The sequence below is a fragment of the Burkholderia cenocepacia genome, assembly GCF_014211915.1.
In the GTDB taxonomy this organism is placed as follows: Bacteria; Pseudomonadota; Gammaproteobacteria; order Burkholderiales; family Burkholderiaceae; genus Burkholderia; species Burkholderia orbicola.
The window spans coordinates 1308747-1322902 of record NZ_CP060040.1; the positions used below are offsets into that span (position 1 = coordinate 1308747).

The 14156-nt window shown below is 68.0% G+C and carries 13 protein-coding genes; 4 read left to right on the forward strand and 9 right to left on the reverse strand.

The annotated features are described in order from the left end of the window. Nucleotides 1-52 precede the first annotated feature (52 nt). Nucleotides 53-1114 (forward strand): alkene reductase, encoded by a 1062-nt coding sequence (locus tag SY91_RS22355; RefSeq protein WP_011547376.1) that lies wholly within the window; start codon nucleotides 53-55, stop codon nucleotides 1112-1114. A gap of 65 nt (nucleotides 1115-1179) precedes the next feature. On the opposite strand, the gene SY91_RS22360 is transcribed toward SY91_RS22355, so the two are convergent. Genes SY91_RS22360 through SY91_RS22370 form a run of 3 tightly spaced genes read right to left on the reverse strand, consistent with a single transcriptional unit; the run spans nucleotide 1180 to nucleotide 4893 of the window. Beyond that, the gene (locus tag SY91_RS22360) at nucleotides 1180-2460 is read right to left on the reverse strand and encodes an MFS transporter (RefSeq protein WP_185921384.1); all 1281 of its coding nucleotides are present in this window, start codon (nucleotides 2458-2460) and stop codon (nucleotides 1180-1182) included. Between the two features lie 13 nt (nucleotides 2461-2473). Then, nucleotides 2474-3646 carry a porin gene (locus tag SY91_RS22365; protein ID WP_006480932.1) on the reverse strand — a complete coding sequence of 391 codons (1173 nt, stop codon included), beginning with the start codon at nucleotides 3644-3646 and terminating at the stop codon, nucleotides 2474-2476. Nucleotides 3647-3705: 59 nt separating this feature from the next. Then, nucleotides 3706-4893 carry a M20 aminoacylase family protein gene (locus SY91_RS22370; RefSeq protein WP_034175244.1) on the reverse strand — a complete coding sequence of 396 codons (1188 nt, stop codon included), beginning with the start codon at nucleotides 4891-4893 and terminating at the stop codon, nucleotides 3706-3708. Nucleotides 4894-5011: 118 nt separating this feature from the next. On the opposite strand from SY91_RS22370, the gene SY91_RS22375 reads away from it, so the two are divergent. Beyond that, nucleotides 5012-5926, forward strand: a complete 915-nt coding sequence (locus tag SY91_RS22375) for a LysR family transcriptional regulator (protein WP_034175243.1) — start codon at nucleotides 5012-5014, stop codon at nucleotides 5924-5926. 28 nt (nucleotides 5927-5954) lie between these two features. Here SY91_RS22375 and SY91_RS22380 read toward each other — a convergent pair whose 3' ends face one another. Then, entirely contained in the window at nucleotides 5955-6482 is a 528-nt protein-coding gene (locus tag SY91_RS22380) for a GNAT family N-acetyltransferase (RefSeq protein ID WP_185921385.1), read from the reverse strand. A 116-nt stretch (nucleotides 6483-6598) separates the two neighbouring features. On the opposite strand from SY91_RS22380, the gene SY91_RS22385 reads away from it, so the two are divergent. Next, a complete protein-coding gene (locus tag SY91_RS22385) occupies nucleotides 6599-7555 on the forward strand; it encodes an alpha/beta hydrolase family protein (RefSeq protein WP_185921386.1) in 957 nt (318 codons plus the stop codon). Here the strand turns inward: SY91_RS22385 and SY91_RS22390 are convergent, their stop codons facing one another. Next, nucleotides 7556-8476: a phosphatidylinositol-specific phospholipase C gene (locus SY91_RS22390; RefSeq protein ID WP_185921387.1), complete on the reverse strand. Its 921-nt coding sequence runs from the start codon at nucleotides 8474-8476 to the stop codon at nucleotides 7556-7558. A gap of 6 nt (nucleotides 8477-8482) precedes the next feature. Here SY91_RS22390 and SY91_RS22395 point away from each other — a divergent pair, with 6 nt between their 5' ends. Next, nucleotides 8483-9505, forward strand: coding sequence for a LacI family DNA-binding transcriptional regulator (locus tag SY91_RS22395; protein WP_077178817.1), 1023 nt, complete (start codon nucleotides 8483-8485; stop codon nucleotides 9503-9505). 32 nt (nucleotides 9506-9537) lie between these two features. On the opposite strand, the gene SY91_RS22400 is transcribed toward SY91_RS22395, so the two are convergent. From SY91_RS22400 to SY91_RS22415, 4 genes are all read right to left on the reverse strand, one after another. Further along, on the reverse strand, nucleotides 9538-10398 hold the full coding sequence (locus SY91_RS22400) for a carbohydrate ABC transporter permease (RefSeq protein ID WP_077178816.1): 861 nt from the start codon (nucleotides 10396-10398) through the stop codon (nucleotides 9538-9540). Continuing rightward, nucleotides 10395-11264 (reverse strand): carbohydrate ABC transporter permease, encoded by an 870-nt coding sequence (locus tag SY91_RS22405; RefSeq protein WP_006480925.1) that lies wholly within the window; start codon nucleotides 11262-11264, stop codon nucleotides 10395-10397. The genes SY91_RS22400 and SY91_RS22405 overlap by 4 nt, the downstream gene beginning before the upstream one ends. 34 nt (nucleotides 11265-11298) lie before the next feature. Continuing rightward, nucleotides 11299-12537, reverse strand: a complete 1239-nt coding sequence (locus tag SY91_RS22410; protein ID WP_185921388.1) for an ABC transporter substrate-binding protein — start codon at nucleotides 12535-12537, stop codon at nucleotides 11299-11301. A gap of 300 nt (nucleotides 12538-12837) precedes the next feature. After that, a complete protein-coding gene (locus SY91_RS22415) occupies nucleotides 12838-14052 on the reverse strand; it encodes a porin (RefSeq protein WP_034175241.1) in 1215 nt (404 codons plus the stop codon). Nucleotides 14053-14156: the final 104 nt, after the last annotated feature.

Here is a 14156-nt window from a genome sequence, read left to right on the forward strand (position 1 = left end):
CATCGCACATGACGCGACGGCTTCCCCGCCTTTCGTGAAGAGGTTATCTGCCATGCCCACGCTGTTCGATCCCGTTACCCTCGGCGACCTGACCCTGCCGAACCGCATCGTGATGGCGCCGCTCACCCGCTCCCGAGCGGGCGCGGCGCGCGTGCCGAACGCACTGATGGCGCGCTACTACGCCGAGCGCGCGTCGGCCGGCCTGATCATTACCGAAGCGACGTCGGTCACGCCGCAAGGCGTCGGCTATGCCGACACGCCGGGCATCTGGTCCGACGAGCAGGTCGAAGGCTGGAAGCAGATCACGCAGGCCGTGCACGCGGCCGGCGGGCGCATCGTGCTGCAACTCTGGCACGTCGGCCGGATCTCCGATCCGATGTTCCTGAACGGCGACCTGCCGGTCGCGCCGAGCGCGATCGCCGCGGGCGGCAACGTGAGCCTCGTGCGCCCGCCGCGCCCGTTCGTGACGCCGCGCGCCCTCGAACTCGACGAAATTCCGGGCATCGTCGCCGCATACCGCAAGGGCGCAGAAAACGCGAAGGCTGCGGGCTTCGACGGCGTCGAGATTCACGGCGCGAACGGCTACCTGCTCGACCAGTTCCTGCAGGACAGCACCAATCGCCGCACCGACGCGTACGGCGGCCCGATCGAGAATCGCGCGCGCCTGCTGCTCGAAGTGGTCGACGCGGCGATCGACGTGTGGGGCGCGGGCCGGGTCGGCGTGCACCTCGCACCACGCGGCGACGCGCATACGATGGGCGACTCCGATCCGGCGGCAACGTTCGGTTATGTCGCGCGCGAACTCGGCCGCCGCAAGATCGCGTTCATCTTCACGCGTGAATCGTATTCGGGCGACCAGTTGAGCCCTCGCCTGAAGGAAGCGTTCGGCGGCCCGCTGATCGCGAACGAGCAGTTCACGCTCGACACCGCGCAGGCCGCGCTCGCGAACGGCAGCGCCGACGCGATCGCGTGGGGCAAGCTGTTCATCGCGAACCCGGACCTGCCGCGCCGCCTCGAAATCGGCGCGCCGCTCAACAAGCCGGTACCGGAGACGTTCTACGCGGAAGGCGAAACGGGCTACACCGACTACCCGGCGCTGAGCGACGCGGCCTGACGGTAGACGACACGCGCGGCGCACGGCAGTGCGCCGCGCCCTTCTCGTCGCCTGGGCACGCCGCGTCAGCGTGCCGTTTCCTCGCGAAACAACGCCAGACCGACGAGACTGGCCAACCCGCCGGCGAGCACGTACCAGGCCGGCGCATAGAAGCTGCCCGTCGCCCGCCACAGCGCGCTGACGATCAACTGCGCGAAACCGCCGAAAATCGTCACGCCCAGCGCATAGATCATCCCGAGCGACGTCGCACGGACTTCCGGTCGCAAGGCTTCGAGAATCATCACGAAGCCCGCGGGGCTCGACAGCGTCATCAGGCCGATCAGCACGACCACGACCGCCAGCACGGTGACGACCGACGGCCACGTGCGCATCGCATGAAACGCCGGTAGCACCAGCGCCGTCGAGATCGCGCACACCGTTCGCAGCATCGGCTTGCGGCGACGCAGGCGGTCCGCGAACCGGCCCGCGAACGGCGAGCCGACCAGCATCACCGCGCCCGCCGTGCAACCGGACAGCAACGCGACGGAAGCCGGCATGCCGAGCGTCAGCGTCAGGAACGACGGCAGGAAAAACACGATCGTATACATCGTCGACGTGCCGCCGATCACGAGTAACGTGCCGGCCGCGACCTGCCGCCAGGGAATGCGACGGCTGACACGCGGCGCGCCGGCTGCCGGATGCGGCAGCGTGTCGTCGAGATGGCGTCTCAGATAAAACCCGACCGGCCCGATCAGCAGGCCGAGCACGAACGGTACACGCCAACCCCAGCCTTGCAGCGCATCGGACGGCAGCCAGCGGGACAGCGTCAACGCGACGAGCGCGCCGGCGAGCGCCGCACCGCCCTGGCTGGCCATCTGCCAACTCACCAGTTCGCCGCTCCGGCGGGCGCCGCCCGACTCCATCAGCAACGTCGTCGCGGCCCCGACCTCGCCACCCGCCGAAAAACCCTGCAACAGCCGGCCGGTCACGATCAGCAGCGGCGCCGCGATGCCGATCTGCGCGTAGGTCGGCGCGAATCCGATGATGCCGGTGCCGAGCGCCATCAGCGCAACGGTCAGCACCAGCGCGGGCTTGCGCCCGACGCGGTCCGCATACGCGCCGATCGCGACGCCGCCGAGCGGCCGTGCGACGAAACCGACGCCGAACGTCGCGAGCGACAGCATCAACGTACCCGCATCGCTGGACGCCGGAAAGAACAGCCGGCCGATCAGTACAGCGAAGAAGCTGTATACGGTGAAGTCGAAGAATTCGAGTCCGTTGCCGAGTGCAGCCGCGGCGACGGTCCGCCGCATTGCGCGTCGCGCGTCGATGGTCTGCGCGGCAGCCGCGCGATTCAGGGTGCTCATCCGAAGCCCTCGTTCAGAAGTTGTGATACATGCCGAGCGACATCGTCACGGGCGTCATGCCCGTGCGCGGTGTCGTGCCGCCGGGCTCGGTCGGCAACGGATTGCCGTTCAGCAGAACGGTCGACATGCCGTAATTGCGGATGAACCCCACCCGCGCGTAGAGGCCGGTACGTTTGGACAACAGGTAGTCGTAGCCGAGCATGACGCCAAGCGCCGAATCCTTCGCCGGCCGGCCGGCGGCATCGCGCACGCCCGACGTATCGCGATAGACGACCGACGCGCGAACCGCATTCACGCCGAACGGCACGATCGTGCCGAGGGTGTACACGCGTGCGATCCCGTCGCCGGCAAGTTTCGGCGCATATTGATTGAACGACGCGGACAGCACGAGCCGCCCGGTGTCGTACACGGCGCCAAGCCCGTACAGGTCGTTGCGTACCGTGCTCGCGCCGTTGACGCCCCACACCTGGTTGTAGCTCGCCGCCAGATAAGTCGTGCCGTTGTACCACTGCAGCAGCGCGCCCTGCGCGGACGCGGCAGGCGCGCGCCCCGCGACGTTGCTGGGCGCGTACATCAGCATCAGCGTCGTGGTGCCGGCCACGATCGGCGTCCGATAGGTGATCGCGTTGTCGACGCGCGCCGGCAGTTGTGTCGCGCCCGGTCCGAGGTCACTGTTGTAGCCGACACCGCGCGCCGTCTGCACGGCGGCCGCGCCAAGCCACGTGTACACCGAATTGGTGCCCACGGTGCCGAACACGTCGATGAACAGCGGCAGCCCCGTGCCGATCTGCTTGCCGAGCCGCAGCCGGCCATAGCGGTCGGACATCAGGCCGATCCACGACTGCCGGTTAAAGAACGATTGCGTATCCTGCTGCGCACCGTTGTTCGCGAGAAAACCGCTTTCGAGATTGAATTCGGCGCGCCACCCGCCGCCGAGATTCTCGCGCCCGAAGAAGCCGAATTTCGACGTCCACTCGCCGCCGCTCTGGGTCTGCCACGTCGACCGTCCATCCACCGACTGGTAGTTGATCCCCATGTCGACCGAGCCGTACAGCGCCACGCCCTCCTTCAATCCGCCGTTGAACTCCGGCACCGCCGCAAGCAGTACGTCCTGATACGGCACCGCGCAGGCACTTCCGGCGCCCAGCGCCAGGCACGCAGCGCCCCATGTCAGCCTCTTCTTCATTCGTTTTCCTTATTTTCAGAGAGAAAATTCCGAATTGCCGCGCTTGGCGGACGCGCTCGTCAGGCCGTGCCCAGGAAGCGTTCCACGATGCCGACGAAATAGGCGGCGCCCCAGCCGAGCGCGTCGTCATTGAAGTCGTAGCCCGGGTTGTGAACCGAGCAGCCGCCGTGCGAATCGAGTCCGTTGCCGAGCATCACGTAGCAACCCGGCACGCGTTCCGTCATCCACGAAAAATCCTCGCTGCCCATCACACCGTCGGCAAGCAGCGTGAGCCCACCGGCGCCGGCCAGCGCCGTAATCGTCTCGACCGCGAGATCCGCAGCGGCGGCATCGTTGACGACCACGCGCGAGATGGCTTGATAGTCGACCTGCGCAACGGTCCCGTAGGCCCGCGCCTGCGCGTCGGCGATCCGGCGAATCCGCGCCTCGACCTCGTCGCGCGTGGCCGCGTCGAGCGAGCGGACCGACAGTTGCAGCGTCGCGGTCTCCGGAATCACGTTCGGGGCCGTGCCGGCATGGAACGTACCGACGGTCACCACTGCCGCCTTGGCGGGATCGATGTTGCGGGCGACGATCGATTGCAGCGCGGTCACGATGTTCGCCGCCGCCACGATCGGATCGCTCGCGTGCTGCGGCATCGCGCCGTGCCCGCCCTTGCCCGTCACGGTGATCGTCACCGAATCGGACGACGCCATCATCGCGCCGTAGCGCAACGCGAAATGACCGACCGGTACGCCCGGCGCGTTGTGCAGCGCATAGACGCGCTCGCACGGAAAGCGATCGAACAGGCCCTCCTCGATCATTCGCCTCGCGCCGCCGAGTCCTTCCTCCGCGGGCTGAAAGATCACGTTCAGCGTGCCGTCGAAGCGCCCGTGTGAGGCCAGATGGTGGGCGGCCGCCAGCAGGATCGCGGTATGACCGTCGTGACCGCAGGCGTGCATCGTCCCGGCAACCGTGCTCGCATGGGGCAGGCCCGTTTCTTCCCGGATCGGCAACGCGTCCATGTCGGCGCGCAAGCCGAGCGTGCGCGACGACGTACCGCGCCGCAACCGGCCGACCACGCCGGTGCCGCCGATGCCGGTCGTCACGTCGTAGCCCCACTCCGCCAATTGGGCGGCGACGATCCGCGCGGTGCGGGTTTCGGCAAACCCGAGTTCCGGGTGGGCGTGGATGTCGCGTCGAATCGCGACGAAGCGGGGGGCGGCTTCACGGATCGCCGCGAGCGTCGGGGCAAGGTCCTGCGTCATGTCTGGCTCCATTGGATCGGCTGCATCGCAACCGTTGCAGGCCAGTATGGAGAGACGCATCGGGTCAAAAAACACATCAATTTTGATACGGATAGGATTTGGTTATATCCTCCGCATCATGAAAACCCATCAATTGCGCGCGCTGGTCGCGGTGGCCACGGCGGGCAGCATCAAGGCTGCCGCGAAAACGCTGCACGTCAGCCAGCCGGCCGTCAGCAAGGCGATTCAGGAACTGGAAGGCGAATTCGGCGTGGCGCTTCTCGAACGAAAGCCGTGGGGTGTCGTGCCGACGCCGGAAGGCGACGTATTGCTCGGCCGCGCGCATGCAGTCGTGCGGGAGCTCGAGCGGGCGCGCGACGACATCGCGCATCTGAAAGGGCTGCGTGAAGGCAGGCTGGTGCTCGGCTTCACGCCGATCGTCGCGGTCACGGGATTCGCGCACGCCTATGCCGAATTTCGGCGCCGCTGGCCGCATGTCGAGTGCGAACTGCGCGAACTGTCGTTCAGCCAGTTGACCGAGCAATTGCACAGCCGGACCCTCGATCTCGCGTTCGCGGCCATCACCGGCGAGGTCGCCGAGTCCGCCGACGTGAAGCCGATCCGCACCTTCGACACCGCGTTCGTCACCCGCGAGAACGGGCGCTTCGCCGGTGCGACATCACTGGACGCGCTACGCGATGCCGAGTGGATCCACACTGATCCGAGCGACAATTTTCCGGCGCACATTCGCGACCTCCATGCGCACGCGGGCCTGCCGGCGCCGCGCTGCATCACGCGCTGCACGTCGTATGCGCTGTTCTACAGCCTGCTGCTCACGACGGATGCGATCTTCTCGTGGACCCGGCATTCGCTGTCGGAAACCGTGTTCGGCCAGGCGCTCACGCCGCTCCCGCTGCCGCTGTCGCCGCCACCGCTGCAGCTCTACCGGCTCACGCCACCCGGCCTGCAACTGACGCGCCCCGCGACGGATTTCCTCGCGTACATCGAAGCCGCGTTCGCGTCGCGTTCATTCGGGAGCGGCACGCGGCGCTGACTACGCCGGAATCGGTCCGCACCGCGCATCAGGCCACCACGGCGCGTCGCATGAACACGCGCCGCGTTTCGTCGAGACCGAGCGAGACGTGGTGCGCGCGGATTGCGCGCAGCGCATCGTCGAGTGCCGTATCGTCGATGATCCGGAAACCGAGGCGCGCGTAGTACGGTGCATTCCACGGCGCGTCGCGGAACGTCGACAGCACCACCTGCTCGACGTGCTCCCGCGCCGCGCGCGCCATCACCTGTTCGATGAGACGCGCGCCGATCCGCTGCCCTGAGTGCGACGGCGCGACATCCAGCTCCTCCAGATACAGCCGCTGCGCATCGAGCAGCCGGTAGAACGCGAACCCGACGCACATGCCTTGCGGATCGACCGCCACATAGGCGCGACCGTCGTCGATTCGCACGAGCACGGCGGCCGCATCGGTCGGCTCGCCGTCGGCGATGTCGGCCATGCCGATCCCGCGAAACCGCTGCGCGGCGGCGACTTCCACGGCGGCCATCGCGGCCGCGTCTTCCCGCGTGGCGGGGCGAATCAGGATCGGTGCAGGCATGACGGCAATTCAGGGAGGCAGTCGAGAACGGCGGTCACTATAATCGAAACTTCAGACGTTTCGAACGATAGGGTGAGTCGCTACGAGCGCGCCGCACCCCTGCCTCGGGAATCGACATGAAAAACCGGCTGCTGGCTGCCCTGCTCTGCCTGTCCGCCACGGTCGCGCACGCGGCCGGCGTCAAGTTTCTTCGGATTCCTGCCGATGCGGCCGGCCCCGAGTTGCGCGCGATGGTCTGGACGCCGTGCGCGGACGCCACGCAATCGCTCACGGTCGGCCCTTACACACTGAAAGGACGCCGCGACTGTCCAACCGCCGGCGACAAGCTGCCGCTCGTCGTGATCTCGCACGGCCATGGCGGCTCGTTCCTCGGCCACCACGACCTGGCCGAAACGCTCGCCGATGCAGGGTACGTCGTCGCGGCGATCAACCATCCGGGCGACACGTTCTCCGACATGAGCCGCACGGCCGATCTGCAGGAATTCGTCGAGCGCCCGGCCGACATCAAGCGCCTGGTCGATTACATGCTCGGTCACGCGCCGGACGCCGCGCACATCGACCCGGCACGCATCGGCTTCTTCGGCTTTTCGCGCGGCGGCTATACGGGCCTCGTGCTGGCCGGCGGCAATCCGGATTTCGCGCACGCGCCAGTCGCCTGCCCCGACCCGGCCTGGCCGATCTGCAAGCAAATCCGGGCCGGCGACCTGCCGAACGCGCCGCTGACGCACGACCCGCGCATCAAGGCCTACGTGCTGGCCGATCCACTCGACGAATTCCCGACCGCCGACACGCTGAAGAACGTCCGCGCGCCGATCCAGCTCTGGGCATCCGAGGCAGGCGGCGACGGCGTGACGCCGGATACGGCGCCAGCGCTGGCCGCGCTGCTGCCGCAACGGCCCGAATTCCACGTCGTGCCGAATTCGGCGCATTTCGCGTTTCTCGCGCCGTGCCCCGGGCAGTTGGCCCACGACGCGCCCGACATCTGCACGGACGCCAAGGGATTCGATCGCACCGCGTTCCACGCATCGCTCGACGCGAAAGCACTCGCGTTCTTCAACGCGAATCTGCGCTGACTAACAGCGAAACGCCTTGCGCCAGGCGCCCTGCTCCGGCGTGTGAGCGTTGCATTCGATCAGCGCGCGCACCAGTGCCCAGTCGTCGTCATCACAGAAATCGAGCAGCATCGCGCCGTATGGGCCGGGCTGTTCGCGCAAGCGCTCGGCCAGACGCGCATGAATGCCCGGCACGCGGCCATCGCCGTGTGCGACCACCGACGGATTCGCACCCATTCCCGTGCCGCTGCAGAAATTGAGCGCCCAGCGGCCGCTGTCCGGCAACGGCAGGTGCATCAGCAACGCGTCGATCGCGCGCCACTTCCATGCGATCGACGCGGCCACCGGCACGCGATATTCATCCTGAATCACGAATGCACCGTCCGGATGATCGATCGTGAACGTCGCGTTGTCGGGCCACGCGGTCAGGTCGATACCGAGCGGCCGGCCGCTGCGAAAGCGTCGCAACAGCACGACCGTGCCGCGCACGTCGCCGAGCGTCGTCAGCGTGCCGCCGGCATGCCAGCGCAGCCGTGGATGCCGCGCGCGATGTGCGTCGAACGTCGCATCGAAACCGCGCGTGCAGGCATGCGCCGGCCACTCGTCCTTCACCGACATCACGATGCATTCGCGCGGATGCGCATCGAGAAACTGCGTACACGTTGCCAGCACGTCGTCGAACGTCATACCGAGCGCAATGCCGCCGTGATGGATGTCGAACCCGTCGCGCACGTGCCGGCAGCGGATGTCGAGCAACCGCACGCCATGCGCGAGCTGCGCGTCGAGCGGCGCACGCTGCGTGCGCACCAGCGAATCGTCGACCGTATACGCACAGGTGTCATGGCTGCCCGGTAGGGTCAGCGTATGCAGCGGCCGCGCGTCGTCGAGCGCCGACATCCAGTCGGCAGGCGGCATGCACGTATCGTGGCTCGAAGGAATCATGAATCGATGAATGACAAGGAAAGAAAACCGTGGGTGACGGCGTCGGATGTCGCGGCGCGGGCCGGCGTCTCGCGCTCCGCAGTGTCGCGCGCGTTCTCGCCGACGGCAAGCATCGCACCGCAAACGCGTGAGCGCGTGATGGTCGCCGCGCGTGCGTTGGGCTACCAGGTCAACCTGATCGCGCGCGACATGATCACGCAGCGCAGCAGCATGATCGGCGTCGTGACGGCCGGATTCGAGAACCCGTTCCGCGCGCGGCTGCTGTCGGACCTGATGGCCGCGCTCGGGCAGCGCGCGCTCACGCCGCTCGTGACCAATGCGGAAGATCCGCGCCAGGTCCGGCAATCGCTCGAACGACTGCTCAGCTACCGGATCGCGGGCCTCGTGATGACGTCCGCGTCGCCGCCGCTGTCGGTCGCGCAGCAATATCTCGAACACCGGATTCCGGTCGTGATGATCAACCGCGAAGCGAACCTGCCGGGCGCCGACGTGGTCGTCAGCGACAACGCGGCGGGCGCCGCCCACGCCGCGCAACGGCTGGTGCGGGCCGGCGCGCGCCGGCTCGCGTTCGTCGGCCCGCGTGGCGCGAGCTACAGCGCGCGGTCGCGCGCCGCGGCGTTCGAGCAGGCGATCGGGCAACGCGACGCATTCGACGCGACGCTCGCGCAGGTGATCGACACACCGTCCGACACGCATGCCAGCGGAATCGACGCAGCACGGCAACTGTTCGCGGCGCGCGAGCGGCCCGACGGCGTGTTCTGCTCGTCCGACCTGCTCGCGCTCGGCGTGCTCGACGTCGCGCGTGGCGAATTCGGCTTGCGCGTGCCGGACGACCTGCGCGTGATCGGCTTCGACGATATCCCCGCCGCCGAATACGATGCGTATCGGCTCACGACGCTGCGGCAGGACACGCGCGGCCTCGCGCATGCGGCGATCGACCTGCTCGCCGACCGGATGCAGACGTTCGACGGCCCGTCGCGCACACGCGTCGTGCCGGTCACGCAGGTGGTGCGGGACAGTTGCGCGTGACGACATAGGACGGAGCGCGGCCAAGCCGCGCGTCACTTCAGCCCGCCCGCGAAGCCGCGCAACAGATAGCGCTGCACATAACCGGCCACCGCGAGCGTCGGCAGCGACGCCATCAGCCCCGCGCTCATCAGGTCGCCCCAGTCGATGCCGTTCTCCGTCACGTAGCCGGCGATCGCGAGCGGCAGCGTGAAGCGGCTCGGCGTCGACACGAACAGCAGCGCGATCAGGAATTCGTTCCATGCGGCGATGAACACGAAGATCGCGGTCGCGATCAGCCCCGGCGCGCACAGCGGCAGCACGATCTGCACGAGCCGCCGCGCGAGCCCCGCGCCGTCGATGCACGCGGCTTCCTCGTATTCGATCGGGACGTCGCGCACGAACGCGAGCAGCATCCAGATCGCCATCGGCAATGCGTAGATCTGATACGCGAGCATCAGGCCGAGCGTCGAATCGAGCAGGTGCAGCCGCTTCGCGAGCGCGAACAGCGGCACCGCGATCGTGATCGGCGGCATCAACTTCAACGCCAGCACGAGCACCAGGAACAGCAGGTCGAGCCGCGCCGGAAACCGCAGCCGCACGAGCGCGTAGGCAGCCGGAAACGCGAGCGCCAGCGCGAGCAGCGTCGTGCCGAAGCCGACCAGCAGCGAATTGAACAGCGGCGCGCCGATCCCGTTCGACCACACCGACGCGAAATGCTCGAAGGTCGGCGCGGCCGGCCAGATCCGCAACGGATGATCGAGGCGTTCGAGCGTCGGCATGAAGGCCGCGCCGGCCATCCACAGGCACGGCAGCAGCAACAGCGCGAGCGCGACGACACGCAGCGCCCACGGCATCGCGTGATTGAATGCGACGCCCGTGCGGATGCGCGGGATACCCGCGGATCGCGTCGTCATGCGCGCCGCTTGCGAACCGTCTGCCATACGTACCCCGAGACCAGCAGCGCGGACGCCGCGAGCATCAGCACCGACGCGGCGCTCGCCGGCCCGACGTTGAAGAAGCGGAAGCCCGTGTCGTAGATATAGGTCGACAGCGTCTGCGTCGCGTTGCCGGGGCCGCCGCCCGTCAGCGCATAGACCTTGTCGAACAGCTTGAACGTGTCGATCGAGCGCAGCAGCAGCGCGAGGCCGATCTGCGGCGCCGCGAGCGGCAGCGTGATGTCGCGCAGGCACTGCCACTCGCTCGCGCCGTCGGTGCGCGCGGCTTCGTACAGCTCCTGCGGGATCGACTGCAGCCCGGCCAGCACGATCAGGAACGCCATCGGCGTCCATTGCCACACGTCGACGAGCGCGAGCGACCACAGCGCGAGATGGGGATCGGACAGCCAGCGCACGCCTTCGATGCCGAACGCCGCGAGCAGCGCGTTCAGGAATCCGTCGAAGTTCAGCCAGTTGCGCCAGATCGCCGAGCACACGAGCGTGGACAGCATCATCGGCAGGATCGCGAGCGGCAGCGCAATGCGGCGACCCGGAAACGCACGCACGAACAGTAGCGCGAGGCCAAAGCCGAGCGCGACTTCGGCGAGCGACGCGACGATCGTGAAGCGCAGCGTGTTGCCGAAGCCGGCCGCGAACGCGTCGTCGCCCAGCACCGCGCGATAGTTCGCGAGCCCCGCGAACGCGCGACGGCCGGCCGAGTAATCGACCCGGCAGAACGAGTCGATCAGCACCTGCGCGACCGGATACAGCGCGAGCGCGGCGAGCACCAGCAGCGCGGGCCCGAGCAGCGCGACGAACGGCAGGCTGCGGCCGAACGCTTTCATGCGCGGCCTCCGGTCGAAGGATCGACGTGCGCGATCACTTGCCGGCCGCGGCCGTCGCCTGCGCGATCTTCTGCTGCGCCTGGCGCAGCGCGGCGTCGGGCGCGGCCTGCCCCGTCAGCGCGAGTTGAAGCTGATCGCCGAGAATGCTCTCGACCTGCTGCCAGTCCGTCACGCGCGGCCGCGCACGGCCGGCCTCGAGCGCCTTCAGCTGATCGGGATACCAGCGATACTGGCGCACCAGCGCCGGATCGTTGAACACGCTGCGGCGAGTCGGCGGAATGCCGATGCCGGCGAGGCGCGTCTGCGTATCGCGTGCGGTCAGGTAAGCGAGGAAGTCCTGCGCGAGCTTCGCGTGCGGCGCGTCCTTCGGAATGCCCATCTGCCAGATGCCGAGCATCGGCGCCGGGCCGGCGGTCTGCCCCGGCGGCGGCTGCAGCGCGATCTGCCCGACCACGCGCGACTGCTTCGCGTCGTCGAGCGCCGGCACCCAGGCGGGCCACACCTCGATCGACTGCGCGGCCGTGCCGCGTTGCAGCGCGTCGCGCACTTCGGCCGCGCCGTACACGTCGACGTCCTTCGGCGCGAACGCCTTCAGCGCGAGGAACGTCTTCAGCGCGGACTGCGCTTCGCGCGAATCGATCGTCACGTTGCCGGCACGGTCGAACACGTCGCCGCCATACGCCCACAGGATCGGCAGGAAGCCCGTCACGACCGGGTTGCCCTTCGTGCCGCGGAACACGACGCCCGACACGCTCTTGTCCGCGCCGCCGACGGTCTGCGCGATCTTCAGCACGTCGTCCCAGTTGCGCGGCGGTTGCAGCTTGTACTTCGCGAGCAGGTCCTTGCGGTACGCGAACATCTCGACGTTGCCGACGATCGGCAGCGCGTACAGCGCGCCGGCCGCGTTACGGCCGAGCGCGACGGCGGACGGCACGAGATCGGCGTCCGCGAGCGACGCGGGCAGCGGTTTCAGCCAGCCGTTGCCGATGAATTCCGGCGCCCACGTGTCGTCCATCATCACGAGGTCGTACGCGCCGGTGCCTTCGCGCATCGACAGCTTCAGCTTCTGGTACAGGTTTGCGTTCGGCAGCTTGAGCAGCTCGATCTCGGTGCCCGGATGCAGCTTGTTGAAGCCGGCGACGGCGTCGGCCAGTCCCTTGCCGTAGATGTCGTCGCGGCCGGCGATGACGAGATCGGCGGCCACGGCGTGCGTGGCGGCGAAGGACAGCGCAACGGCGGCGGACAGCGCGCGCAGGCGGCTCAGCAAGGTCATGTGGTCTCTCTCGATCGGCGGTGGAGCGGAACATTCGTGCGTTGCACACGTGTGCAACGCCGGCGACAGGTCGGGTCGCCTGAAGCGTCGCCATTGTTCACGCAGACCGTGAAGGTATTGTGGCAAGCCGCAAGCCGGGCAACTCGACGCACGGATTCCGCCAATCCGGGTCCATTCAGTCAAGCATACGGGCGGCTTTTTTCAAGCATCGCTTTCCAGCAATCGACCGGCGCCGAGCCATGTCCATGAGGACCGCTCGGCGGCACGCGACCGACGTGCCGCCCCTGCCCTCGGTCCGAATCAAAAGTTCACACGAATCCCCGCCATCACCGCCAGTTGCCGGCTCGAATTGCTGTTCGCGAGCACCGGAATCTGCGCATAGTTCGCCGCGTTGCCGTCCGCATCGGTGCCGAGCCCCGTGCCGCTCGCGACCTGGCCGATCGCGACCGCATACAGCGCGGTGCGCTTCGACAGGCTGTAGTTCGCGCCGACGTTCACCTGGTGGAAGCGCGTCGTGCCGCGTCCGTCCGTATGCGCGGCGTTGAAGATGTACGCGACGCCGCCTTGCAACGCCGGCGTGAACATGTACGTGACGTTCAGCTCGCCGATGTCGAACGTGAACGCCTGCGTGCGCGGCTGCGCGGCGGTCGAGAAATAGCGGCTGTCGCCGAGCCGCGTATGCGTGTAGGTCAGCGCGACCGTCGCCGCGCCGAACGTGACCGACCCGCCCGCGCCGAACGCGCGCATCGAGCCGGCATCCTGCAGCAGGCAGTACATCGCGCCCGGGTCGCTGCACGCGAAATCGCCGATATAGCCGCTCGCGCCGCCGAGCGCCGCGTCGAGCGGCTGGTGCAGGTCGAGGTAGCCGACCGAGAACGCCACCGGCGCGCGCGTGTACGTCGCGGCCACCGCATAGCCGCGCTTCGCGGAAAAATCGCCGGCCTGCCCGCCGAAGCTGAACGTGCCGCCGAACGTGAGCCCGTTGAAATCGGCGCTGGTGAACTTCACCGCGTTGTTGAAGTTGAACGCGGCATTCAGGTTGTCGACGTCGCCGAGATGCGAGCCGTACGGCGTCGACCAGTTGTTGCTCGACACGTATGCGCCGAGCATGTCGGTGTACGAGTCGTACTGGCGGCCGAGGCCGAGCGTGCCGATCGCCTCTTGGCGCAGCCCGACCCACGCCTGCCGGCTGAATGCGGTGCCGCCTTGCAGCGCCTGCCCGTTCGCGGACAGGAACTGCTGCTCGAGCGTGAACACCGCGTCGAGCCCGCCACCGAGCGGCTCGGCGCCCTGGAAGCCGAAGCGGGACGGCACCAGGTTGCCGCCGCCCATCTGCCACGCATGGCCGCCGCCCGTGCTGCCGTCTGCGCGCGTGAACTGCTGGTTCGTCGAATAGATGATGCCGGTATCCACGGTGCCGTACAGCGTCACGCTCCCCGAAGTCTGCGCATGTGCGTGCAGGCAGCCCAGCATGGCCGCGGCTGCGGCCGCGGTCAGTCGTCGTCCGTTCTTCATGTCCCGCCCCTCTGTGATCATCGATTCGCAGTGCGAACCGAATGTGTTGTCGATATGGGTGACAGGACTTTATCCAGCGAAAATTCCGGACCTCTATCGCAAAT